The sequence below is a fragment of the Porphyromonas sp. KLE 1280 genome, from assembly GCF_000700805.1.
GTDB lineage: Bacteria > Bacteroidota > Bacteroidia > Bacteroidales > Porphyromonadaceae > Porphyromonas > Porphyromonas pasteri.
This window is the reverse complement of the sequence record NZ_KL362962.1, coordinates 335,380-361,089: the sequence shown is the minus strand read 5'-3', so window position 1 is coordinate 361,089 and position 25,710 is coordinate 335,380. Positions and strand designations below refer to the sequence as shown.

The window sequence follows — 25,710 nt, the reverse complement described above, 5'->3', positions numbered from 1 at the left end:
GAAGGCGCTTCTTCCTTCACGAGAAGGGCACTTTTCCCTCCGTTGGATAAGAGGAATACTCGCGATAAGGCGAAGGGCTTGTGTATCACTTCGGAGAGGCATATCGGGGAGCTGGGTGTGCGATACCTTAGCACTCTAAACTCTAAATAGAGGACAGGACTCGCGGCAACAGTCTCTGAAAGGGGAATATCAACCAGTACTTCTTCACATTCCCCCACTCTAATAGACTATATTCCAGGACCCTATACAGCCCCGCCAAAGTCGCACTAAGCGACTGCTCCGCCCAAGGGGATCACGACCCTATCACCAAGAGAAATAGGAAGAGACTATTCCTGATATTTAAGCTCAACACTCACGTAACAAGAGGCATCGCACAAAGGGGCTTTTTCATTAACTTTGTAGTAAAGACAACGATAGGTCTCCTTGCCCTCCACCTCGGTCGACAGGGAGCATTTTTCACGCTTACGAAATAGATCTACCCACTCCGATGAAGTCGAGTCTCTGTGCGCTCCTCTGCGCTACGGCCCTTACCGCTACTGCCATCACTGGCTGCGGTACGACCAGACAACATACCGCTACTCTTAGTCAACGCACCCCACGCCAAGACCGCTATGTGGTCATCCTCTCGCTTGATGGCTTCCGCCCCGACTACCAGGGGCGTTGTGCTACCCCCAACCTCGATGCTATGGATCGTGAAGGGCTTGCAGGTCGCTTCCGCCCCTCCTATCCCACACTGACCTTCCCCAACCACTACTCGATGGCTACGGGGCTTTATCCTAACAACCACGGACTCGTCGGCAATGAGTTCTGGGACGAGCGTGGAGAACGCTATCGCCTCGGTGACCGCAAGGCTGTAGCAGATCCCGCCTTCTACAAGGGCGAGCCACTGTGGAATGTAGCGCGTCGTCATGGCGTGAAGTCCGCCAGCTTCTTCTGGGTCGGTAGTGAGACTCCCGTCGGGGGACACCACCCCGACCGCTGGAAGAAATTCAACGATAAGGTACCCTACACGGATCGTGCTGACTCCGTACTTAGCTGGCTGAATCTCCCTGCGGCAGAGCGTCCACATCTGGTCATGTGGTATATCGAAGAGCCCGACCATACAGGCCACCACAACGGCCCTGAGTCACCTAAGACCCTTCGCATGGTAGAGAAGATGGACTCAGTCATCGGCTACTTCCGCAAGGGACTTGCCAAGCTCCCCATTCATCAGCAGGTAGACTTCATCCTCGTCTCAGACCATGGGATGCAGTCCTTCGACCGCAGCAAGGCGGTCAACCTCGCAGAGTACCTCCCTATCGATAGCTTTGAGCATGTCGCTACGGGGCCCTTCACACACCTCTATCCTAAGAAGGGCTATACCGAGACGGCATATAAGATCCTGAAGAAGGTGCCCCACATATCGGTATACCGTAAGAGTGAGCTACCCACTCGCCTACACTTCGGTAGCAGCCCCCGCATTGGTGAGCTGGTACTCATTGCAGACCTCGGCACGCAGATCTTCTTCCGTCCTCAAGGCATCCCCAAGGACTTCCTCCATGCTGGACATGGCTTCGACAATAAGAATCCTGAGATGTACGCCATCTTCAAGGCTGTCGGTCCAGACTTCCAGCCTGGTCGCAAGGTCTCTAAGCCCATCCCCAATATCACCCTCTACCCCCTCGTCTGCCGTATCCTCGGCCTCCAGCCTGGCGCACATGATGCGGACGAAGCTCTCGCCTCTTCACTCCTCAAGAAGAAGTAGTCGCTGCTCCTATGATCATTGCACAGAAGAAGCACAAAGAGAATATCGCTGAATACCTGCTCTACATGTGGCAGGTAGAGGATCTCATCCGTGCTGCAGGCGTCTCCCCTGAGGGTGTCGAGCAGCTCCTCCTCCCCCGCTACGACGTCGACGAAGAGAAGCGTGCCGAGATCCGCTCATGGTATCTCGAGCTTATCGAGATGATGCGCACCGAGGGCAAGGTACAGTCGGGGCATCTTGATGTCAACCGCATCGTACTGATGCAGCTCGAGGAGCTTCACCGCCGCCTCATCAGCAATCCCAATGACATCGTCTACTCGGGACTGCACCTGCAGATACTCCCAGCTCTCATCCAGCTCCGAGGTAAGAATAACGGAGCTACGGAGAGCGACCTTGAGACTTGCTTCAACGCCCTCTATGGCTATATCACCCTCAGCCTCCAGCATAAGGAGGTCAGCGAGGAGACCAAGAAGTCAATGAAGCAGATCAGCGCCTTCCTCGCTATGCTTGCCCACCGCTACAAGATGGAGCAAGAGGGCATCGAGGCCGAAGACAACACCCACAATTAGATCCCCCTACATGAACGAATATAAGAAAGAGATCGACCAGCGACGTACCTTCGCTATCATCAGTCACCCTGACGCCGGTAAGACTACCCTCACAGAGAAGCTCCTCCTCTTCGGGGGGGCTATCCACGTAGCAGGTGCCGTCAAGAGCAACAAGATCAAGAAGACCGCGACGAGTGACTGGATGGAGATCGAGAAGCAGCGTGGTATCTCCGTGGCGACCTCCGTCATGGGATTCGAGTACGCTGGCTACAAGATCAATATCTTGGATACCCCTGGTCACCAGGACTTCGCTGAAGATACCTTCCGTACCCTCACCGCTGTCGATAGCGTCATCATCGTCATCGACGGGGCTAAGGGCGTAGAGACCCAGACCCGCCGTCTCATGGAGGTGTGCCGTATGCGCAAGACCCCAGTGATGGTCTTCATCAATAAGATGGACCGTGAGGGGCAGGATCCTTTTGACCTGCTTGACGAGATCGAGAAGGAGCTGCAGATACGTGTACGCCCTCTCTCTTGGCCCATCGACATGGGTCAGCGCTTCCGTGGCGTCTACAACATCCACGAGGGGGCACTCAATCTCTTCACGCCTGACAAGCAGCGCATCACCGAGAGCGTCACGATCACAGACCTCAACTCCTCCGAGCTCGAGCAGCACATCACACCCGAGCAGGCAGAGAAGCTCCGTATGGATCTGGAGCTCGTCGACGGCGTATACCCCGAGTTTGACCGTGAGGAATATCTGTCAGGCGATATCGCCCCCGTGTTCTTCGGCTCGGCACTCAACAACTTCGGTGTGCAAGAGCTCCTCAACTGCTTCGTAGAGATCGCGCCATCTCCCCGTCCCGTCAAGGCAGAGGAACGTGAGGTATCGCCCTACGAACCCGCCTTCACAGGCTTTGTCTTCAAGATCCACGCGAACATGGACCCCAACCACCGTAGCTGTATCGCCTTCATCAAGATCTGCTCCGGTCGCTTCGAGCGTAATGCGAGCTACAAGCACGTGCGCCTCGGCAAGAGTATGAAATTCAGCAGCCCAACGGCCTTCATGGCCCAGCGTAAGGAGACGGTAGAAGAGGCCTTCGCAGGCGACATCATCGGTCTACCTGACACGGGAAACTTCCGCATCGGTGATACCATCACGGCTGGCGAGGAGCTTCACTTCAAGGGCCTCCCCAGCTTCTCACCTGAGCTCTTCAAGTACATCGAGAACCAAGATCCGATGAAGACCAAGCAGCTCGCCAAGGGTATCGACCAGCTCATGGGCGAGGGTGTAGCACAGCTCTTCGTCAATCAGTTTAACGGTCGTAAGATCATCGGCACGGTCGGCCAGCTTCAGTTCGAAGTCATCCAGTACCGCCTACTCCACGAGTATGGTGCAGCCTGTCGCTGGGAGCCTATTAGCCTCTACAAGGCATGCTGGATCGAAAGCGATGATTCCGCAGAGCTCGAGAACTTCAAGAAGCGTAAGTCACAGTTCATGGCGAAGGATCTCGTCGGACGTGATGTCTATCTGGCCGACTCGGGCTATGTACTGACGATGGCGCAGCAGGACTTTCCCAAGATACGCTTCCACTTCACCTCCGAATTCGGTAAATAATACCATATTTTAATTCTACACAATTACATGAAAGCAATCAAGCAAGTAGCCTCCCTACTCCTGGCTACGATCCTCTCGGTGGGTGCCGCAAGCGCCCAGGGAAAGGCAAAGAGTAAGCAGCCCGCCAAGAGCTACCTACTCGAGACCGCTATCCCTAAGCGCCCCGCTGGGCAGCGAGATGTACTCGGACTCCGTCATGCTCCGATGCCCGTCGTTCGCGTCGGCTTCATCGGGCTTGGTATGCGTGGCCCTGGTGCCGTCGAGCGCTTCACCCAGATCGAGGGCGTAGAGATCAAGGCGCTCTGTGACCTTCATCCCGACCGTGTCGAGAAGAGCCAAGCCATCCTCAAGAAGGCAGGCTTCCCCGAAGCAGCTACTTACAGCGGTAGCGAAGACGCATGGAAGCAGCTCTGCGACCGCCCCGACATTGACCTGGTCTACATCGCTACCGACTGGGCACGTCATGCCCCTATGATGATCTATGCCATGCAAAAGGGCAAGCACGTCGCTTGTGAAGTACCAGCTGTGACGACCCTCAAGGAAGCTTGGGACGTCATCAACACGGCTGAGCGCACGCAGCGTCACTGCATGATGCTCGAGAACTGCGTCTATGACTTCTTCGAGCTCACCACACTCAACATGGCTCAGCAGGGCCTCTTCGGTGATGTCCTCAGCACCAAGGGTGCCTACATCCACAACCTCGAGCCCTTCTGGAAGTACTACGAAGGCAACTGGCGCCTGAAGTTCAATCAGGAGAATCGCGGTGATGTCTATGCGACACACGGCCTTGGCCCATCTTGCTGGGTACTCAATATCCACCGTGGCGACCGCATGGAGTACCTAACCTCTATGGACGTACCTGCCACCTCTATCCCCCGCTTCATGAAGAAGGAACTCGGAGTAGAGAATCCCGTAGTCAAGAATGGTGAGATGACTCAGACGCTCATCAAGACTGCTCTTGGCAAGACGATCTACCTCGAGCACAACGTAGCTTCTTACCGCCCATACGACCGTATGTATCAAGTCATCGGTACCGACGGCTTCGCTAACAAGTACCCCAACGAAGGCTATGCTCTCCGTCCCACGGAGCAGAACCTCAAGGCTGTACCTAACCACGAAGACCTCAAGAGCCACGACTACGTCAGCGATGCTACCAGAGATGAGCTGATGAAGAAGTACCAGCACCCCATCCAGAAGGAGATCGCTGAGAAGGCTAAGAAGGTCGGTGGTCACGGCGGTATGGACTTCATCATGGACTATCGTCTGATCTACTGCATGCGCAATGGTCTGCCCCTCGATATGGACGTCTATGACCTCGCTGAATGGTCTGTCATCGGTGACCTGACTCGTCTCTCTCTGGAGCACCAGTCTGCACCTGTTGCCTTCCCCGACTTCACTCGTGGAGCTTGGAAGCGTATCAAGGGCCTTCAGCTGCACTTCGCTAAGTAGTCCTTCGAATACTTTCCCCTAAAGACAGAGCGCCCCGATAAGCGATAGGCTTATCGGGGCGCTCTCTTTATATCAATACCTCAGTGCAACCACAGGTAAAAGTCCTGCCAGTCAGTGAGGATATGCAAGGTCAAGCCGACTGCCAGGACACGTAGCCACCAAGGCCATCCCCAGCGCTCATAGGGCAGGAAGAGCATCACCACATAGAGCCCTACCATCGGATAGGAGTGCAGGAGATGTGTCCCGACACTACAGCGATTCGGGTCAAAGATCGGGCGTGCCAAGAGGTGGTCTACGTCGATCAGCATCGTCGATAGAAGCAGGAGATACACCACCGTCCAGCGACGACGCGGCCAGAGCAGCGCTATCACCAGCGGAAAGACGAAGTGCAGACCATAGTGCACGAGTGTGCGAGCGAGCATAGGAGTGGGAGATAAAAGACTCCCCAGGCACGCCATCATGGGGTCCCTGGGGAGTCGCTATGAAGCGAGAGGAGGAAGGGACTAAGCCTCTTCGCCTGCCTTTTCCTTTTCTACGAGGAGGGCAATCTTCTGCTCCGTCAGATGGATGTCTGCTACGAGAGCATCGCGCTTACGCTCTATCTCGGAGAGGAGCGAAGAGCCCGACTTACTACTGATGTTGAGGCGAGTCAGGTTACTCTCATAGGTCTGGAGCTCGCTACGCAGACGGTCCAGATGACGCTGCATACGGCTGTGCTCGCTCTGCAGCGTGGCCCCTTTACCCTCGAGATTACTCAGCGAAGCGCTATAGCCCGAGAGACGACGCTCCTCACGATGACGGCGTAGCTTGCCATGCAGAGCATCGAGCAGCTCACGATAAGCTGCATTGATAGCCTCACGATCCTTGTTGGGGACGAAGCCAGCCTGCTTCCAGCGTTCGTTGTAGCTATTGAGCAGGTCGCGGAGGTTTTCAGATACTTCGCCTTCGTTGATAGCGGTAAGTTCCTTGATGATCTCACGCTTTACAGCCAGGCTCTTGCGAGCTTCGCTGTAAGCCTTGTCTCGGCGGGGAGCTTCCTTCTTCTTACGATCGAAGAAATAGTCGAAGCTGGCACGGAACTCTTCCCAGATCTTCTGGCTGTACTTAGGAGATACGGCACCGAGCTCCTGCCATTCCTTTTGGAGAGCCTTGAGTGCGTTGGTCGTTTCCTCCCAAGCGGTGCTATCCTTCAGAGCAGCAGCACGCTCGATGAGCGCACGCTTCTTCTGCAGGATCTCTTCGGTATGCTCGTGATTAGCCTTGAAGAAGTCATTGCGACGGCGGAAGAAAGCATCGATACCGGCACGGAAGCGCTGGTAGATGGATTCGTTGTCCTTACGGGGAGCACGGCCGATCTTACGCCACTCTTCCTGCATAGCCTTGATCTGCTCGACAGCCTTGTTGAAGGCAGAGTGCGAGGAGAGCGGAGCGGAAGAAAGCAATTCTTCCACCTGCAGACAGAGGCGCTCCTTACCTTGGAGGTTCTCTTCCTCAGTGGCCTTACGCTGGTCGTGGAACTCCTGATGACGCTTATGCTGAGCCGTAGCCAGCTGCTTGAATTCGGTGTTGATCTCCTGACGATGCTCCTTTGATACAGGGCCAAGTTCGTGCCACTGCGCGGTGAGCTCCTGCAGACGGCGATAGGCCGCGATCGTATCCTTCACGCTATCGAGCTCACGGAGCTCTGCAAGGATAGCCTGCTTTGCCTCCAGATTCTTCTTGAAGTCGATCTGGCGCAGGTCATCGTTGATAGCCTTGAGATCATAGAACTGATCACGTAGCTCATAGAAACGGCGGTTGAGTACAGTGGCATCCTTGGGATCCAGTTGCCCCAGGGCATTCCACTCATCACGGATAGCAGTGAAAGTCGAGTAAAGGCTCCCAAATTCAGCGCCTTCCTCATTACTCTTGAAGAGATCCTCGAAGCGCTGAAGGAGGGCTTCCTTCTTGACCTTGTTTTCAGCATAGAGCTGCTCTAAGGCCTCCTGACGCTTCTTGTCGTGCTCACGGAAGGTCGAGAGTAGGCCTTCGAGGCGGAGCTCCTGCACTTCGAAGGATTCACGTTGCTCCTTGTCATTAGGATCAAGGCGTTCACGACGACGAATGAATTGACCACGGATATTCTCGACGAGCTTACGCTCAGGAAGTTCTTCTTGTTGGAGGAGTACAGCCAAATGATCGACGAGCTCCTGAGGGCTCATAGACTGGTAGGAGGGAGTCTGATCGAGTGGTGTAGCCGCGTCTTGTGCTGCGGGGGCAGTGTGGTCAAGCTGTGCTTGGTCTGGTGTCTGGAGTTCCATAGTCATTCTCTTCTATATTGTAGTGCTATCCCATCCCTACTCTACCCCCTGGAGAGACTGTATGCAAAAGCCTTCGAAGAGGTATAATAAGGACTGAAAATCTTGCTCACTACAAAGCTAAACATTTTTTTCCTTTTGCCCCAATTCTTCAGCAGTATATATTCATGATTTCTGCTTGAGGGAGCCACCTTTCAAGTCAAGCACGATACATCAGCTATCTCTATCGAACAAAGCCCAGACATATAGCTGACCATACCAAGCCGTCAAAGAAGTACTCCGAACCAGTAGTAAAGAGGGGAAATATGAACCAGTACTGGTCGACGAGTGAAGCAGTACTGGTCCAATTTGCAACCAGTACTGGTAACATATAGTGACCAGTACTACTTCGACTGCTGACCAGTACTGGTCACTACCACATACCTATATGCAGAGATAGTGAAGTCTATTCAGCTCCACTACCAAGGATACTATGTGAAAAGATGAGGAGAATCAGAGAAGGAAGTCCCTGAGCCACGCTTTATATTCGGCTGAGGATGCTCCCGTAGCATCTTGAAGCGTGAGATCAAGACTGTAGGTCGGTGTGTATTCCGCAGTATCGGTGAGGCGACACCAAAGCGTAAGCGTACGCTTGACCTCTCCAGGCTTCGAATAGATCGTAACCAACTCACTAAGTCGCCAGCCCGACTCGACGGCTATTCGGCGAAGAGAAGGAAGCGAGCCAGCAGGCGAGATGAAGGCTAAGGCACCACGAGGAGCTAAGAGTCGCACTGCCGTGCGAAGGAGATTCTCAGGCGATAGGCCTTCGGCTACGTGCCGCGCTAAGCGCAGACGCGCATCATCGGGCAGAATACCCTCGGTATAATAGGGAGGATTGGAGATAATTAGATCAAAGGGATGCCAGTCCTCCAGCTTGGCATGCAGGTAGTCTTGTGAATGAATACGAAGACGATCAGCGAAGGGAGAGGAGGCGAAGTTCGTCGCAGCGTCCTTGAGAGCACCGTCTTCCACTTCCCACGCTGCGACCACTGCGTCCGAGAAGCGCTGTGCCATCATCAGCGAGACAATGCCTGTCCCAGCTCCAACATCGAGGATATGCGCCTTCTCGGGCAATGTGTGGACGAAGGGCCATGCTCCTAAGAGCAGGGCGTCTGTCCCCACACGCTGCACCGTATTCTCCTGATGGAGGGCGAATTGCTTTAGATAAAAGGGCTTATCCATAGATGAGCGAAGGTATTACTCCTTCGCGTCCAGCCCTGAGAGCAGGAGCTCAGGATGGCGAATACGCCATGCCTGCGGATAGAGATTGTTTGTTCGGTTGCCCAAGTGCTTCGCGAAGCCTAAGGGGTAGCCTTCGTAGGTGACAAGGACAAGCCCACGAGGCATATCGGCTGAAAGCGTGATGGCTTCACGAGCCAAGTAACGGATGGCCTCTTCTTGCGTCAGTTCGGCTCGGGGGAAGGCTTCTTCGTCCAGCCCCACGCTTAGAGCGAGAGCTGGAAGCGGTAAGAAGTCACGCCCCTTAACTTCAGCCAAAGGAATTCCCGAAGTAAGAATGGGGATCTTCGCCCCTTGGAGGGCTTCGACGATGGGATACAATGCCGAGGGAATAGCCGTGAGTGTGCCGTCAGGCAAGGACTGTAGCGTGACATCTCGACGAAGATCCTCACGAAGCCAACGAAGCACCTCTTGAGGGAGTTTCGGATTGGGCTTGATTTTTGAGCGAGCGGACTTGGTACGAGCGCTACCTAACTCGACATCTGGCTTACGGACAACGGCCATAAATAGACCTTCGCCACGCAAGCGATGCGGCATCATGCGGTAGCAGGGGTAAGAGCTGAGGGGCGATGGAGTGATTGGCTCGGGAAGCTCTGGCAAGGCCACGGGCTCGGCACCTAATTCCTCGACGAGATAGGCGAGCATATCCTCGTCCTCCTGACGATTGAAGGTGCAAGTACTATAGACCATCAGCCCACCAGGTGCAAGTGCTGGCCAGATATCGTCAAGGATCTCCCGCTGCTGACGAGCGCAACTTTCGACTAAGCCAGGGGTCCATTGGCGGCGGGCTTCCTCTTCTTTGCGGAACATCCCTTCGCCCGAGCAAGGCGCATCAACTAAGATAAAGTCGAATTGCTCTCTGAGACGCCCCAGGCGTTGCGGTTCAGTCGAGGTCACTACAGAGTGTACCCCACCCCACTTCTGAATGTTCTCCGCGAGGATCTGTGCACGTGAGCGAACGAGTTCATTGCTCACCAGCGTACTACCTTCGGGGAGAAGGTCCAAGAGAAGCGTACTCTTCCCGCCAGGAGCAGCGCAGAGATCAAGCGCACGCAAGGGTTCTTCGCCCAAGAGTGGAGCTACAAGGCGCAGCAGCATCGATGAAGCCTCCTGTACATAGTAGACACCTGCGTGCCAAAGTGGGTCAGCAGCAAAGGCAGGACGCCCATCCAGGTAGAAGCCCACAGGCTTAGCCCAAGGGACAGCTTCTCCAATAGGTAGAGAAGCAGGAGGTGTGTCCGTCTTACGCCGATTGAGGCGCACCGAGACAGATGCTTCTTCGTCTAAGGAAGCAAGCAGGGCTTCGGCCTCGGTGGGAAGTAACTCCCGAAGCTGATCGGAGAATAAAGCGGGGATAGGTGTCTGAAGTGCCATCGCAAAGAAGCTTACTGACCGATGAGGAAGATCGTGGGGACCTTATGGATCTGGGGGATGTTGCCACGCCAAGCAGAGAGCTTTCGCGTACGAAGTATCGCCCCTTCAGAGCTAATACCCGATGCGATACAGAGCTTAAGATCTGGAGAGCAGTGGCGAATGAGTTGCTCGACGAGCTGCACATTGCGGTAGGGCGTCTCGATAAAGATTTGCGTCTCACCCTTGGTACGCACACGATGCTCCAGCTCCTTGAGTGTCTGCACGCGGCGAGCATCTTCGATAGGCAGGTAACCTACAAAGGCAAAGCCCTGACCATTGAAGCCAGAGCCCATCAGAGCCATCAGGATCGAGCTGGGACCTACAAGCGGGATGACCTCAATACCGAGGCGCTGTGCCAGCGCTACGACATCAGCTCCTGGGTCAGCTACAGCAGGACAGCCCGCCTCTGAGATGACGCCCACGGGCTCACCAGCTTGTGCGGGGCGGAGATATTCCCCGATAGCACCTTCGGGAGTATGCTTATTCAGCTCGTAGAAGGTGATACTATCGATGTCAATATTCCGATCAGCGGCCTTGAGGAAGCGCCGTGCCGAGCGGATATTCTCTACGATGTAGTGGCGGATCGTAGGCAGCAGCTCCCGATTATATTCGGGCAGGCAAGTGCGATGATCTACTTCGGCGATGGGCACTGGGATCAGATAGAGCTTGCCAAGATTGGAGTGAGCCATGGAAGTCTTAGGAATGGGAAGATGAAGAGCGAAGACGATGCGCCAAGAGTAGCGTCTGCTCTAAGTAAGGGTATTCGGAGCGCAGGTAGCGAGTGAAGTCACCCGTCTCGATCTCTGGAGCCAGATGGTCGATGGGCCACCATCTACCGCGCGTCGGAAGACAGTCGATGAGCAGCTGTCCTGGCTCTGCGATGTCCACTGCGAAGAGATAGACGCTGAGCGCCTGACCATTGATCTCTTCGTGATAATGCAGCAGAAAGCGGGGACGCACACGACGGATGCCACAGAAGCGCAGGTCGATGAGGCGCTGAGCTACTTGGTCGGGGCGGCTACCCTCAGTGAGCCACGAGATGAATGGCGTGTCGTAGCCAGAGGCAGCGGGGAGTGATGGCGCCTCAGACTGCTCCAGATAGATCATATCTCGCGATAAGGCGATGAGGCGAACTACTGGCAGGCGGCCACCTTCATACTCAGGAGTCGTCTTAGACACCCGACCGATGGGGCGCTGGTCATCGCTGAGCACGGGGATCCATTCTTCATTCTCGAGGCGACGTTGCACCCAGACGAGGTGAATGCACTCGATCGTGTAGACCGCCCACGTGAAGAGGACGATGAAGGTAGAGGCGATATGCAGGAGATCACGATGCTCTACGGGGCAAAGCTGAGCACAAAGCCCTTGGAAGAGCAGTCCCGCCAGAGACGAAAGGACTAAGATGCGCTCGAAGCGTAGTCGCTCGACACGCAGGATTCGCCCACGGATGCAGAGCCCTTGCCCTTCCATTCGGTGCTCTTTTGTCCAGCGATAGGCCGCGACGACGATACTACTGATGAGATAGCTGATCAAGAGGAGCGCCTGAGCACCTAAGGGATGCTCCATGATGTCCTCGGGAGAGAGTAGGAAAAGCCCCCCCCACAGGAGGAGCACAAAGAGCGAACGGCCGACGACAGAGCGATTGACCCACAGCGCCCCCATACACCACAGGAGGAGCATAGAGAGTGTGAGCAAGGCGGCTACTGCTATCCACGCCACAGCCGGCGGGAAGAGCAGGACCAGTGTCAAGCCCAAAGGGAAGGTGAATAGCTCCGTCGGCAGTGGAGGCGTATTGGCGATGAGGCGCCGTGTCTTATGATAAATCGTGCGAATAATCTTCATCATGCACTCTTAGAACACCCTACGCCCTGCAGTAGTTCATCGACTCCCACTCCCCAACCAAGCGACTCCCCATAGGAAGCAAAGGAATATACCTTACCCTTGAAATAGGAGGTATTTCCTATCCTAATATACTCCACTTCCCCTGTCATAAACTTGCACTGTATGAACTTTCCCAAGATGCATCAGGTTTGTAAGTCAGACAATCCGTTTAGTTTCAACCTAACAAACAACTCTAACAAAATGCAAAAGGCATTCATTTCCTTCCTCGAGTGTGCGAGCAACCTCGGGGGCCTCGGACGCAAGCTGATCCGTGTGGCCATCCTCATCATCTTCGTATGGATCGGTGGCTTGAAGTTCGCTAACTACGAAGCCAATGGGATCATCCCCTTCGTGGCAAATAGCCCGCTGATGAGCTTCTTCCTCAAGGACGCCAATAACAAGGTGACCAACGACGAAGGCAAGACCGTAAAGGAATACACCCTCAACAAGGTGCCCGAAGGTCAGTACAATCAGGCCAAGCACGATTGGCATGTAGAGAACCGTACCTACCTCTTCTCTCACGGCCTCGGTATCCTGATCATGACGATCGGTATCCTCGTCTTCCTCGGGCTCTTCTCTCCCTATCTCGGTATCATCGGTGAGGTCCTCTGCATCATCATGACCCTTGGGACGCTGAGCTTCCTCATCACCACGCCCGAAACATGGGTACACGCTTCGCCCGAAGCCTTAGCTGCTGGCGAATGGGCCAATGGCTTCCCCTTCCTTTCTGGTGCTGGTCGCCTCGTCATCAAGGATACTGCGATCCTCGCCGGCGCTGTGGTCCTCCTCTCAGAATCTGCAGGTAAGATCCTCGCACGACTGAAGAAGTAAGCGATCCTCCTTCGATAAAGGCCAAAAAGAGAGCCCCATCCACTTCGGTGGATGGGGCTCTCTGCCGTTTAGTAGTGTAGCCTCGGGGGCTACCTTATTGGAGTTGCTTAGGCTTCTTCACCAAGGAGGATCTCGAGGACCTTAGCAGCAGAGTAAGCTACTGGGGTACCAGGACCGAAGATAGCGGCAACACCTGCGTTGTAGAGGAACTCATAGTCCTGCGCAGGGATGACACCACCAGCCGTGACGAGGATATCGGGACGGCCAAGTTTCTTCAGCTCTTCGATGACCTGAGGGATCAGCGTCTTGTGACCTGCAGCCAGTGAAGATACACCCATCACGTGGACGTCGTTTTCGACAGCCTGACGAGCGGACTCTTCTGGAGTCTGGAAGAGAGGACCCATATCCACGTCGAAGCCACAGTCAGCGTAGCCCGTAGCGACAACCTTTGCACCGCGGTCGTGACCGTCCTGACCCATCTTAGCGATCATGATACGGGGCTGACGACCTTCCTTTTCAGCGAACTTCTTAGCAAGAGCCTTCGCCTTGATGAAGTCCTGATCTTCGCCGGATTCTGAAGAATACACGCCTGAGATAGTACGAATAATAGCCTTATAGCGACCTACGATCTTTTCGCAGGCGTCGGAGATCTCACCGAGAGACGCACGCAGAGCAGCAGCCTTCACAGCGAGGTCGAGGAGGTTACCTTCCTTCGTCTCTACGCAGCGGGTGATAGCTTCGAGAGCAGCCTTGACAGCAGCTTCGTCACGCCCCTTACGCAGATCATTCAGACGAGCGATCTGCTGCTCACGTACAGCAGTGTTGTCGATCTCGAGGATATCGATAGGATCTTCCTTCTCGAGGCGATACTTGTTGATACCGACGATGACCTGCTGACGAGAGTCGATACGAGCCTGCGTACGAGCTGCAGCTTCTTCGATACGCATCTTTGGCAGACCCGTTTCGATAGCCTTAGCCATACCGCCCATGCTTTCGACTTCCTTGATGTGCTCCCATGCCTTGTGCATGAGTTCGTTCGTAAGGCTTTCGACGTAGTACGAACCTGCCCATGGGTCGATCTCCTTACAGATAAGGGTCTCTTCCTGGATGTAGATCTGCGTATTACGAGCGATACGAGCTGAGAAGTCCGTAGGCAGTGCGATAGCTTCGTCAAGAGCGTTGGTGTGGAGCGACTGCGTGTGACCGAGTGCTGCACCCATAGCTTCGATACAGGTACGACCTACGTTGTTGAAGGGATCCTGCTCGGTGAGCGACCAACCAGACGTCTGGCTGTGCGTACGAAGCGCAAGGCTCTTGGGGTTCTCAGGGTTGAACTGACCGACGATCTTAGCCCAGAGGCAGCGTGCAGCACGCATCTTAGCGATCTCCATGAAGTGGTTCATCCCGATAGCCCAGAAGAAGGACAGACGAGGAGCGAACTTATCTACGGGGATACCAGCAGCGATACCAGCCTTGAGGTATTCGAGACCGTCAGCAAGCGTGTAAGCCATCTCGATGTCTGCCGTAGCACCAGCTTCCTGCATGTGGTAGCCGGAGATAGAGATCGAGTTAAACTTAGGCATGTTCTGCGACGTGTACTCGAAGATGTCAGCGATGATACGCATCGAGAATTCGGGTGGGTAGATATAGGTGTTACGCACCATGAACTCCTTGAGGATGTCGTTCTGGATCGTACCAGCCATCTCATCAAGCTTAGCACCCTGCTCGAGACCTGCGTTGATATAGAATGCCATGACAGGAAGTACGGCACCATTCATCGTCATCGAGACGGACATCTTGTTGAGGGGGATACCATCGAAGAGCACCTTCATATCCTCCAGCGAGCAGATCGATACCCCAGCCTTACCGACGTCACCGACTACACGAGGGTGGTCAGCGTCGTACCCACGGTGGGTAGCAAGGTCGAAGGCTACGGAAAGCCCCTTCTGACCAGAGGCGAGGTTACGGCGATAGAAGGCGTTAGACTCTTCAGCCGTAGAGAAGCCTGCATACTGACGGATCGTCCAAGGACGCATAGCGTACATACCGCTATAAGGACCGCGCAGGTAAGGAGGAATACCGGAAGCATAGTCGAGGTGTTCCATCCCTTCGAGGTCGTGCGCCGTGTAGACGGGCTTGACGAGGATCTGCTCGGCGGTACGCCATACGGAGCTGTTATCCTGCTTCGAAGCCCATTCGACGGGGCAAGTCTGGGCAAAGCCTGCAGACTTAATATCTATGTTCTTGAATTGTGGTTTCATTTCTTCTGTCTCCTTACCGATTAGTTAATACCAAGCTTCTGGTTGAACTGGCGGAGCGTTTCGAGGACGTTGCTCTTCACGTTGATGAAGTTCTCGATGCCGACAGCCTTGAGGTCGTCTGTACAAGCAGGAGCACCTGCTACGACGAACTCAGCGCGACCTGCGAGATACTTGTACGCTTCAGGAGCGAACTCTGCATACTCATCATCACTCGAGCAGAGGACGATGATCGAGGCACCAGCTGCGAGACCAGCGTCAACACCTTCCTGCACCGTAGCGAAGCCAAGGTTGTCGAGGACCTTGTAGCCAGCGCAAGCGAAGAAGTTACTGGAGAACTGAGAGCGAGCCAGACGCATCGCGAGGTTACCGATCGTAAGCATGAAGACCTTGACCTCCTTGCCACTACGCTCAGTAGCCAGACGAAGAGCTTCGAATTCGGAAGCACCACGGTCGAAGTTCAGAGCTTCGATCGAAGGAGCACCGCAGCCACAGCTGTGACCACCTGCTTCTACCTGAGCGACCTTCTGTGCAGCCGTTTCGGTGAAGTTGGGGAACTGGTTCGTACCGAGGAAGATTTCCTTACGAGCAGCGACAGCAGCGTGACGCTTAGCGTTGCTGGCGTTGACCGCCTTCTGTACGCTACCAGCTTCGACAGCAGCAGCGAAGCCACCCTCTTCTTCTACAGCGAGGAAGAGCTTCCAAGCCTGCTCTGCGAGGGCGTTCGTCAGATGCTCGATATAGTAGGAGCCAGCAGCGGGGTCGATGACCTTGTCGAAGTGAGACTCTTCCTTGAGGAGGAGCTGCTGGTTGCGTGCGATACGTTCGGAGAAGTTGTCTGATTCCTGGTAGGTAACGTCGAAGGGCTGTACCGTCAGAGAGTCTACACCGCCCAGGGTCGCTGACATCGCTTCGGTCTGTGTACGAAGGAGGTTAACGTGAGCATCGTAGATCGTCTTGTTCCAGGTAGAGGTAACAGCGTGCATATGGATCTTAGCTGCGTCACCCTTATACTGGTCGCCGTAGGCACCGATGATTTCAGCCCAGAGCCAGCGTGCAGCACGGAACTTAGCCAGCTCCATGAAGTAGTTGGACCCTACGCCGAAGACGAACTTGATACGGCTCGTCAGTTCTTCGATGGAGTAGCCTGCTTCCGAGAGCTTGTCGATGAGCTCAGCACCCCAAGAGAGTGCATAGCCCAGCTCCTGGTAGATGTAGGCACCGGCGTTATTGATATTGAGGGCGTTGACCGTGAGGACGCGGTACTGAGGCAGGGGGCGGACAGCATCGAGGAGCTGTGCGCACATAGCCACCCACTGGGGGTTAGAGATACCCTTGACGAGCTGCTTCTTGAAGGGGTCGAAGTTGATCGAGCCCTTGCACTGTGCTACATCGGCTCCTACTTCGGTGAGATAAGCGGCCAGTTCGCCTGCGAGCCGAGCTGCTACAGAGATGCAGCAAGAGAAGTTCAGCTCGATAGCCTCGGGCATAATGCCCTTGAGCAGGATGGCCAGAGTTTCCTTATTGACCTGATCGCGACGAAGCTTGAAGCCCAGCGAGGTAATCCCCTTATTGAGGATATCCAGTGCCTTTTCATTGGCTTCCTTGGGGTCATTTACATTGATGTCCTGACGGATGAGCCACTCATTGTCCATGCGCGTGGAGCGGACATAGGGGTACTCTGCAGGCATCACTTTGGGGGTAGAGAGACCTTCGAGGTCTTCGCGACGATAGAAGGGGTTGACGTTGAATCCTTCGTTGGTACGCCAGACGAGCTTACGCTCGAAGTCAGCTCCCTTCAGGTCGGTCACGATCTTGTCCTTCCATTCCTGTGTGCTAATGGCAGGGAATTCGCTCAGTAACCGTTCTTTGTCAGTTGCCATAATAGTTCAATTTAGTGAATTGATTACTTATATCCGCAAAGGTAACGTAAATCAGTGAAACGACCTAGGCTCGCCAAAGGTTTTCCCGAGACGTGCAAAAGGCTGGCAGAATGCGATATTACCCGATGGAGACGCATCGTATCATCCACGACTCCTCTCCCTCTTCCTTACGGAGCGACTTGCGCCACCCTCCGGCAGGTAATCCTCCTTCTAAGAAGTACTAAATAGTAGGGACTTATAGGCTTCATCTTCATCACTCTAAAGAGACTGTCGCCAAGAGTCCTGTCCTCTATTTAGAGTACTAAGGTATCGCACGCCCAGCTCCCCGATATACCTCTCCGAAGTGACCAAGCAAGCCCTTTGCTTTATCACGAGTATTCCTCTTATTCAGCGGAGGGATAAGCATCGTTCTCGTGAAGGAAAAAGCGCCTTCACGTAGTGGTATTTCCGCATCTATGTACGTAGTCTTAAAGATCAGGCACGTAAATCCAAATATCCACGTACGTAGATATTAGATCCACGTACGTAGCCCAAACTTATCTGCCACTCGTCCACAACTTTTATTCCTAGGCGAAGTAACAACCTAAATACAGGTCACTTCTCAAAGCTATACGGAATCGATCCAAAGCTATATAGCTTTCTTCGTCATCCGACTTATAGCTCTACACAAGTACTCACATAATTTATATAGGTATAGGTAGGAGCTTACACAAGTCGAAGTCGGCGCTTCATTGAGCCCCCCAGGGGCTATAGAGCGGTACATTTGCGATAACGCTATTGCGAAGTCAGTATTTTATTTATCTTTGCCTTTGATAAAAGATAACATCAAGCGCATAGCGCTTTACAAACGTAAACATTAACAGAAATGAAGAAATCCCTTGTACTTCTGGCACTTGCCAGCCTCTTCATCGGGACGACATCCTGCCGCAAGAAGGATGAACCCAAGCCCGTAGTACCCGTTCTGCCTAACACGACTGATAATACTGCGGATGCCACTACCATCAAGAACTCTCAGGCTGTCTTCACAGTACCAGCAGGTTCAATCGTTTACATTTCGCCTAAGAAAGGACTCAACATCCTCGGTGCTACTATGGATAAATCCGATAGTACGAAGTTCACGGTTGGTTCTAATGGCCTTCTCGGCATCAACGGAAATGTAGACATACTCACCGTCCAAAGTGATGATGCCACCGAGATTGCCCTCACAAAATCATCCCCTATGCTGAAGCGCCTCCGTATTCTATCTAAATCAAGAAGCGCATCTGCAACTAAGACGACATTCAACCTCTCCGGTGCTACCGAACTTGAAGGCCTCTTGATCTCAGGCTACACCACAGATATTCTGGATCTTACGAAGCAAACAAAACTTAGATACCTCGCACTTGGTGGTTTTAACTGGAAGAACTACAATTTCGTTGAGATGACCAAGTTCCTCGGCTCGCCCAATGAAATGAGTACCGATATCGAGGAGGTGAAGCTACCTGCAAACAACGTCATCGAATACGTTGCCGGTCGTACCCCTTTCCAGAATGGCAAGTTTGATATCGACAACCTACCCAGGCTGAAGAAGTTCTTCTGGCAGTCTCCTGCCTTTGCAAACCTCACGTTTGCTAAGAGCCAAAACCTTGAAATTCTCTTTGCAAACGCACCTTCAGGAGGAGTAAAGCTCAACGTTGACTTGGGGAACAAGCCCAAGCTCCAGGATATCACGCTCTATAATGCAACCCTATCCAAGCTTGCTGTAAGCAACACAACAGCAGCAAATCTACTGAAAGACTCAAGCGCTCCAGCTGAAGTCGTAGAGCTTGATAACATTGATCCAGCGCAGGCTATATCTTACATCAAGCGTACGGCTGGTACGACCACCAAAAGCATCACGCTGAAGAACATGTCGCTCACGGAAGCTCAGATCCTTGACCTCATCTCCGGCCTCGGTGCAACGAATGGCACCCTCAAGGTTAAGGCTGATCTGCTTACCACGGCTGTCAATGTTGCTCTCTCAGCTAAGGGCTGGACGGGTGCTGCCCTCTAAGCCATAGCCCAAGAGGCTAACACCATATCACTACGCCCCCACCTACGGATGACTATCCGCCAGGTGGGGGCGTAGTGTTTCCCTTAGAAATGTCTTATCTTTGTTAGTAGTTATTCACAATTAGAGAATACAACTCTCATCATACATCCAACGGACACATGGAACAAGACACCTTCTTAGCCCAGGTACGTGCCAAGGCCCAAGGCTGGCTGACACCTGGATACGATGAACAGACGCGCGCCGAAGTGCAGCGCCTCCTCGATGCAGAAGATACCACAGAACTCATCGAAGCCTTTTACAAGGACTTAGAATTCGGTACGGGTGGTCTGCGCGGGATCATGGGCGTAGGCTCCAACCGTATGAACCGCTACACCGTCGGGGCTGCTACTCAGGGCCTGGCGAACTACCTCAAGCAGGCTTTCGCTTCCCTCCCCGAGATCTCGGTAGCTATCGGCCACGACTGCCGTAATAATAGTGACGTCTTCGCACGTATCACCGCTGAGGTCTTCTCTGCTAACGGCATCAAGGTCTATCTCTTCGAGAGCCTTCGTCCTACGCCCGAGGTATCCTTTGCTATTCGTGAACTTGGCTGCCAGAGCGGCGTAATGATCACCGCCTCGCACAACCCAAAGGAATACAACGGCTATAAGGCTTATTGGTCTGACGGGGCACAGATGCTCGCTCCCCATGACCGCAACACGATCATCGAGGTCAATAAGATCACGCGCGCTGAAGATATCCGCTTCGAAGCTCGCCCCGAGCTCATCCACTTCCTCGGCGAAGAGTTTGACAAGCGCTTCATTGAGCGTGTCGCTTCACTCTCGGCTCCCCAGAAGGAGTCTATCGCACGTCACCACGACCTGAAGATCGTCTACACCCCTATCCATGGTACTGGCGTACGTATCATCCCCGAAGCGCTGCGCGCTATTGGCTTCACGAATATCATCAACGTCCCTGAGCAGGATGTCGTCAGCGGGAACTTCCCTACCGTTCACTCTCCCAACCCCGAGGAGCCTGCAGCCCTCGAGCTCGCGATCCGTCGTGCTGAAGAGACTGGTGCTGACATTGTCTTAGCCTCTGACCCTGATGCAGACCGCATCGGGGTAGCAGTACGCAACGAGGAGGGTAAGATCATACTCATCAACGGGAATGAGATTTGCGCCCTTCTGATCTACTACGCCATCGCCAATCGTCGCGATGCTGGCCTCCTCCAGCCTACCGACTATGTGGTCAAGACCATCGTAACCACGGAGCTCATCCGTGCTATCGCAGAGAAGTCGAACGTCACGCTCTTCGACTGCTACACGGGCTTTAAGTGGATCGCCGACGTCATCCGCAAGAACGAAGGCAAGCTGAACTACATCGGTGGTGGTGAAGAGAGCTACGGCTTCCTCCGTGAAGACTTCATCCGCGATAAGAGCTCCGTATCAGCCTGCTGTATGTTCGCCGAGCTCGCTGCATGGGCAGCCGACCGTGGCATGTCTATCTACCAGCTCCTCCAGCAGATCTTCGTAGAGTATGGCCTCTACAAGGAACAGGGTGTCAGCGTCGTCCGCAAGGGTAAGAGCGGTGCTGAGGAGATCGAAGCGATGATGAAGAACTTCCGTGAGAATCCTCTCAAGACTCTGGCAGGAAGCCCCGTCGTCGAGGTCCTCGACTACGCCAAGCTCCAGGGTCTCTGGCTCGACAAGGGTGAGGTCTTCACGCTCGATATGCCTACGACCAGCAATGTACTCCAGTACAAGACAGCTGACGGGACGAAGGTATCTATCCGTCCCTCTGGCACGGAGCCCAAGATCAAGTTCTACATCGGCGTACGTGGCAAGGTGACTTCTAAGGAAGACCTCCCCGCCGCTGAAGCTGCCTGCCTCGAGAAGATCCAGGTCATCCGTCAGGAGCTCGGTATCTAACCCCTCTCCTCCTTCTATATACATCGCTACCTCCCGTGGGTAAACCATCCGCGGGAGGTAGCTTCATTTTATCATCCTCTATTTATCATCCTCTATGCAAGTCTATCTCTGTCCCTCCCCTGAGCTCTATCCACTCTACCTCCGTCCTAATAGTATCGTCATCATCGTGGATATCTTCCGAGCCTCGACCACGATGGTCGCAGCCTTTGCCCATGGTGCTAAGGGGATCCTCCCAGTAGCTTCAACCGAAGAGGCCGAGGAGACGGGTAAGCGTCTGGGTGCACTCATCGCGGCCGAGCGCAATGTCGTACGTTGTGACTTCGCCCAGCTCGGCAATGATCCCGCAGAGTACACGACAGACTTAGTCAGCGGGCGTGAGATCGTCTTCACGACGACCAATGGTACGCGAGCCCTCACGATAGCTCGAGAGCATGGTGCAGAGGAGGTCCTCGTCGGGGCACTGACCAACCTACGTGCGACCATCGACTACTGCCAGCGCTCCGACCGTGATGTCGTCGTACTCGCTGCAGGCTGGAAGGGACAGGCCTCTATGGAGGATATGCTCTATGCAGGCGCCTTCACCGTAGAAGCGGGAGCAATCGCAGGTGACGATACCACCCGTATGGTATGCGACCTATGGCAGGACCATGCAGCGACTCTCGATGCTCGTACAGAGTACATCAAGAGTAGCGACCACTACGTACGACTAGAGCAAGCAGGCTTCGCAGACTGTGTGACCTACTGCATGAGCCTAAGCCTCTTCAACCTTGTCCTACGTCTAGAAGATGGCTGGCTTCGTACGCTGTAGTCGCATGCTCGAGTGAACATAGACGGCAGCCTTATAGTTATAAGAGCGAATAAGCTAACCCCCTCCTACCTTTCTGGCTAGGAGACAAAAACAATACAACAAGCAATGGCAACAGTCACTTTCAAAAAAGATCTCACCGTACACCTCTCTGGTGAAATGCCTGCCGTAGGCACTACCGCTCCTAACTTCGGGGCTACGAAGACGAACCTCAGCGAGATCCACCTCGAAGATCTGCGTGGTCAGCGTGTCGTGCTCAACATCTTCCCCAGCGTCGACACAGGCGTCTGCGCTACCAGCGTACGCCGCTTCAATGCCGAAGCTTCTAAGCTCGACAACACCGTCGTCCTCTGTGTATCTAAGGACCTGCCTTTCGCTCAGTCTCGCTTCTGCGGTGCTGAAGGCCTCGATAAGGTAGTACCCGTATCAGTCTTCCGCCACAACTGCTTCACGAAGCACTATGGCCTCGAGCAGCAGGATGGTCCTCTGGCTGGTCTCTTGGCGCGTGCCGTCATCGTCATCGATGAGGCAGGCAAGATCCTCTACACCGAGCTCGTCCCCGAGATCACGCAGGAGCCTAACTACGAAGCTGCACTCGCTGCGCTGAAGTAGCTCAAGGGAGCTTACTCCGTACCAAATAAGAGAGCGTCGCATAGCTCCACCACAGTGGACTATGCGACGCTCTCCTTTTATCTCGTACGTAGCACAAGGTGCTACGAATTAGAAGGGGTAGCCAATGGCAATATTAAAGGCAAGTAGCTGCTTAGGCTCTTGGTAGGTAATGACCCAAGGACGGCCATTCTCCACCTGTGGATCATGGAGCTTAGCCCCCACATCAAAGCGAAGGACGAAGTAGTCAAAGTCCCAGCGTAGCCCCAGCCCACTCGACAGGGCGATCTCCTTGTAGAAGCGGTTCCACTGGAAGTCTCCCTGCGGCTGATTCTGATAGGCGCGTATCGTCCAGATATTCCCTGCGTCAGCGAAGAGGGCGAGCTGGAGAGGGCCAAGGATCTTCATACGGTACTCGGCATTCATCTCAAGCTTGATATCCCCGACCTGATCGAAGATGGATTGGCTTGCTGAGCGAGGCATACTACCAGGGCCGAGGCTACGCGCAGACCAGCCACGCAGGCTATTAGCGCCACCAGCGAAGTAGCGGAGGTCAACGGGCACGTACTGACTATTGCCATAGGGATAAGCTACGGCCAGCCCCAAATGATAGGCGAAGGCATTGCCTTCGCTCAGCTTACGAAGCCCACTATAGTCAATCTCCCCCTTGACGAACTGCGCAAAGTTCGTCTCGAAGAAGCGATACGACCCGTAGGCATCACGCTCCCTATTCAGCAGTGCCGATACCCCATAGAGCAGACTCCCCGATGACTGGACGAAGAGACGCAGGTTATGTACCCAAGGCGAAGTCGAGAGGCGGTAGTCATTGAGCGAGTTGTAGCGAAAGAGGTACGAAGCCCCGAGCACAAACTGATCTCGGTAGTTCAGGATCTGCGTGATGAGTGGCATCGAGCGGCGGAATTCCTCATTGATATAGCCGAAGTGAAGGAAGTCCAAGTCGATGACCTTCAGCTGATGGCGATAGGCGGGCGTGTAGTGGCTGTGCCAGCTATATCCCCACTTGAAGGAGAAGATATCACGGCTGAACTCTGGACGGCGGTGGTGGTCATAGCTCACCTGTAAGCTCGTCGAGGATAGGATCGTTGATGGCCCCTTCGAATGTCGGAAGGGCACGAGCAGACGAGGGAAGGTAAGTGAAGCCTCTGCCCCATAGTTCAAGTGGTCATTACGGCGCTCACCGAGGCTCTCGTAGCCACCACGCAGCTGGAGGTGAAGCTGCTCCCCACCATGGAAGAGATTGCTATTTTGGAAGTTCAGCGAAGAGCTCACCCCAAAGTTCCCCGAGGAGTTCGTCCCGACGATATCCCCACCGATACTCTTCGTCTGGGTGGAGGCAGCGGTAATGTCGCAGTCCAAGACAGCGGAGTCCGTAGCGAGCGTGTCGGGGTGATACTGGATCGAGACGCTCTGCAAGGTTGGCAGTTCGCTCAGTGCAGTATAGGTAGATGAGGTATGCTGCATCGAGTAGAGTGCACCTGGACGGATCCAGATACGTCGAGTGAGCTCTGAGGGGCGGATATAGTGCTTCGGATCAAGGTCGAAGCTAATACCATCACGCGTCTGCTTCAGGGACTCTCCCGTCTCATATCGAGCGATCTGACGCATCCGCACGCGTCCGATCCGATAGGTCTTCTCGGGCGAGTGAACTACGCTACGTACCCATACATCGGAGGCAACCAGCGTATCGACCTCGAAGCGGACACTATCACCAGAGAAAGTATAGTAGCCTCTATTACGAAGAATCTGAGTGATACGCTCCTGCTCGGCCTGCATATTCTGAGGGGAGAGGATAGCCCCTGAGTGCAGATAGGAGCGATAGCGCTCACCACGGAAGCGGCGCTTCTCGATGAGTGTATCTTGGGGGTAAAGATGCTGAGTAATACTGCTATCTTGGATAGACTCCGAGAAGCGACCTACACGTAGACGACGGCCAGGTATGATGGTGTATGCCAGGCGAGCTCGCTTAGCCTTGGTCGTATCCACACGGAGAGTCGTCTGAGCCTTGAGGTAGCCCATATTGTACATAGCTGCGGTGAGATTGGCTCGACCAAACTCAGCTTCTTCTGCGCTATAGAGCACAGGAGGATCTCCCCACTTACGCAGCTGACGATTGAGGAAACTATTACTCTTCGGATTACTCAAGCTATAGAGCCCAAGTGTCCAGTCAAAGAGCCCCAAGAGCTTTGTATTGGGGCGTTGTGGAAGGAAGGACTCAAGGTCACCGAGCTGCTCCCGCTCTGTCTGGTCGAGAGAGTCCACTTGGATAGTGACCTTCGTAAGTAGGTAGCTCTCGTCCCCGACGTACTTCGTCGTCGAGCAGGAGGCCAAGGCTAACCCCAGCGCAAGGGCCAAGGCATATCTATTCTTCTTCATTCGCTGTCCATAGCTGCCAAGCCTTATCGGCCTGGAGGTGTAGCATCTCGAGACCATCCTTCGCTCGTGCTCCGCTCTGCAGGGCTCGACGGAGGAAGGTCGTCGGTGAGGGATTATAGATGAGGTCATAGCAAAGGTGAGACTCCCCAAGAGCCTCGTAGGGCAAGGGGAGGCACTCTCCTTCGCGAAGACCTATGGGCGTGGCATTAATCCATAGAGGGGTCGCTTCCCCCTCTTCTCTTGTCAAGCTTTCGTAAGAGCGCTGTCCGCTCTGAGGAGTACGGCTCACCTGCTCATAGCTGATACCAAGTTGCTCGAGCGCATAGAGCACGGCAGAGGCTGCTCCTCCCGTACCGAAGACCCATGCATGAGGTCGCTCCTCTCCAAGAAGAGGGAGCAGTGAGTGGTAGAAGCCCCAGACATCCGTATTATGTGCGGTAATATGGAGCTTTCCTGAAGGAGTATGCTCAATATGCAGTACGTTGGCGGCCTGCAGACACTTCACTTCGGGAGAGTAAGCATCCACATAGTGAAGCACCTCTCGCTTATAAGGGAGCGTGACGTTCAGCCCTCGGAGCGAAGGATGAGTAGCCAATAGTTCGGGCAACTCCTCTATCCGCTGAAGCTCGTAGCTATCATACGAAGCATCTATCCCAAGGCGATCAAAGAGCTCCGAGAAGTATCGAGGTGAGAATGAGTGCCCAAGGGGGCGACCTATGAGCCCATAGCTACAACGTATCGGCATCTACTCTGCTGATAT

The 25,710-nt window shown here is 54.2% G+C and carries 19 protein-coding genes; 9 read left to right on the top strand and 10 right to left on the bottom strand.

The window, feature by feature from the left end; genetic code table 11:
• Window positions 1-487: 487 nt before the first annotated feature.
• Genes HMPREF1121_RS01420 through HMPREF1121_RS01405 form a run of 4 tightly spaced genes read left to right on the top strand, consistent with a single transcriptional unit; the run spans window position 488 to window position 5,359 of the window.
• Entirely contained in the window at window positions 488-1,744 is a 1,257-nt protein-coding gene (locus HMPREF1121_RS01420) for an alkaline phosphatase family protein (RefSeq protein WP_044114341.1), read from the top strand.
• 11 nt (window positions 1,745-1,755) lie between these two features.
• Window positions 1,756-2,313, top strand: coding sequence for a DUF4924 family protein (locus HMPREF1121_RS01415; RefSeq protein WP_044114340.1), 558 nt, complete (start codon window positions 1,756-1,758; stop codon window positions 2,311-2,313).
• Window positions 2,314-2,323: 10 nt separating this feature from the next.
• The gene (locus HMPREF1121_RS01410; protein WP_044114339.1) at window positions 2,324-3,910 is read left to right on the top strand and encodes a peptide chain release factor 3; all 1,587 of its coding nucleotides are present in this window, start codon (window positions 2,324-2,326) and stop codon (window positions 3,908-3,910) included.
• 27 nt (window positions 3,911-3,937) lie between these two features.
• Window positions 3,938-5,359, top strand: a complete 1,422-nt coding sequence (locus HMPREF1121_RS01405) for a Gfo/Idh/MocA family protein (RefSeq protein ID WP_044114338.1) — start codon at window positions 3,938-3,940, stop codon at window positions 5,357-5,359.
• An 80-nt stretch (window positions 5,360-5,439) separates the two neighbouring features.
• On the opposite strand, the gene HMPREF1121_RS01400 is transcribed toward HMPREF1121_RS01405, so the two are convergent.
• The 6 genes from HMPREF1121_RS01400 to HMPREF1121_RS01375 form a co-directional block, all read right to left on the bottom strand.
• A complete protein-coding gene (locus tag HMPREF1121_RS01400; protein ID WP_009432976.1) occupies window positions 5,440-5,781 on the bottom strand; it encodes a DUF6122 family protein in 342 nt (113 codons plus the stop codon).
• An 81-nt stretch (window positions 5,782-5,862) separates the two neighbouring features.
• Entirely contained in the window at window positions 5,863-7,659 is a 1,797-nt protein-coding gene (locus HMPREF1121_RS01395) for a DUF349 domain-containing protein (RefSeq protein WP_044114336.1), read from the bottom strand.
• Between the two features lie 489 nt (window positions 7,660-8,148).
• Window positions 8,149-8,877: a tRNA1(Val) (adenine(37)-N6)-methyltransferase gene (locus HMPREF1121_RS01390; RefSeq protein WP_044114335.1), complete on the bottom strand. Its 729-nt coding sequence runs from the start codon at window positions 8,875-8,877 to the stop codon at window positions 8,149-8,151.
• 15 nt (window positions 8,878-8,892) lie between these two features.
• Window positions 8,893-10,308: a methyltransferase RsmF C-terminal domain-like protein gene (locus tag HMPREF1121_RS01385; RefSeq protein WP_044114334.1), complete on the bottom strand. Its 1,416-nt coding sequence runs from the start codon at window positions 10,306-10,308 to the stop codon at window positions 8,893-8,895.
• 11 nt (window positions 10,309-10,319) lie between these two features.
• On the bottom strand, window positions 10,320-11,036 hold the full coding sequence (locus HMPREF1121_RS01380; RefSeq protein WP_044114333.1) for an SAM-dependent methyltransferase: 717 nt from the start codon (window positions 11,034-11,036) through the stop codon (window positions 10,320-10,322).
• A 7-nt stretch (window positions 11,037-11,043) separates the two neighbouring features.
• A complete protein-coding gene (locus tag HMPREF1121_RS01375) occupies window positions 11,044-12,192 on the bottom strand; it encodes a hypothetical protein (RefSeq protein WP_044114332.1) in 1,149 nt (382 codons plus the stop codon).
• Window positions 12,193-12,429: 237 nt separating this feature from the next.
• Between HMPREF1121_RS01375 and HMPREF1121_RS01370 the strand changes: the two genes are divergently transcribed.
• Window positions 12,430-13,059, top strand: a complete 630-nt coding sequence (locus HMPREF1121_RS01370; protein WP_044114331.1) for a DUF417 family protein — start codon at window positions 12,430-12,432, stop codon at window positions 13,057-13,059.
• Between the two features lie 107 nt (window positions 13,060-13,166).
• On the opposite strand, the gene scpA is transcribed toward HMPREF1121_RS01370, so the two are convergent.
• Together scpA and mutA are read right to left on the bottom strand one after the other, a co-directional pair.
• Window positions 13,167-15,320: a methylmalonyl-CoA mutase gene (scpA, locus tag HMPREF1121_RS01365; protein WP_044114330.1), complete on the bottom strand. Its 2,154-nt coding sequence runs from the start codon at window positions 15,318-15,320 to the stop codon at window positions 13,167-13,169.
• Between the two features lie 20 nt (window positions 15,321-15,340).
• Entirely contained in the window at window positions 15,341-17,200 is a 1,860-nt protein-coding gene (gene mutA, locus HMPREF1121_RS01360) for a methylmalonyl-CoA mutase small subunit (RefSeq protein ID WP_044114329.1), read from the bottom strand.
• An 865-nt stretch (window positions 17,201-18,065) separates the two neighbouring features.
• Here mutA and HMPREF1121_RS01355 point away from each other — a divergent pair.
• The 4 genes from HMPREF1121_RS01355 to tpx all read left to right on the top strand — a co-directional run bounded on the left by HMPREF1121_RS01355 (window position 18,066) and on the right by tpx (window position 22,559).
• On the top strand, window positions 18,066-19,232 hold the full coding sequence (locus HMPREF1121_RS01355) for a hypothetical protein (protein ID WP_044114328.1): 1,167 nt from the start codon (window positions 18,066-18,068) through the stop codon (window positions 19,230-19,232).
• 158 nt (window positions 19,233-19,390) lie between these two features.
• Window positions 19,391-21,142, top strand: coding sequence for a phospho-sugar mutase (locus tag HMPREF1121_RS01350; protein ID WP_044114327.1), 1,752 nt, complete (start codon window positions 19,391-19,393; stop codon window positions 21,140-21,142).
• Window positions 21,143-21,236: 94 nt separating this feature from the next.
• Window positions 21,237-21,950, top strand: coding sequence for a 2-phosphosulfolactate phosphatase (locus tag HMPREF1121_RS01345; protein ID WP_044114326.1), 714 nt, complete (start codon window positions 21,237-21,239; stop codon window positions 21,948-21,950).
• A gap of 105 nt (window positions 21,951-22,055) precedes the next feature.
• Window positions 22,056-22,559 carry a thiol peroxidase gene (tpx, locus tag HMPREF1121_RS01340; protein WP_044114325.1) on the top strand — a complete coding sequence of 168 codons (504 nt, stop codon included), beginning with the start codon at window positions 22,056-22,058 and terminating at the stop codon, window positions 22,557-22,559.
• Between the two features lie 108 nt (window positions 22,560-22,667).
• Here the strand turns inward: tpx and HMPREF1121_RS01335 are convergent, their stop codons facing one another.
• Both HMPREF1121_RS01335 and HMPREF1121_RS01330 read right to left on the bottom strand, forming a co-directional pair.
• A complete protein-coding gene (locus HMPREF1121_RS01335) occupies window positions 22,668-24,950 on the bottom strand; it encodes a translocation and assembly module lipoprotein TamL (protein WP_232223710.1) in 2,283 nt (760 codons plus the stop codon).
• On the bottom strand, window positions 24,937-25,695 hold the full coding sequence (locus HMPREF1121_RS01330; protein ID WP_044114324.1) for a shikimate dehydrogenase family protein: 759 nt from the start codon (window positions 25,693-25,695) through the stop codon (window positions 24,937-24,939). Before HMPREF1121_RS01330 ends, HMPREF1121_RS01335 begins: the two co-directional genes overlap by 14 nt.
• Window positions 25,696-25,710 lie beyond the last annotated feature (15 nt).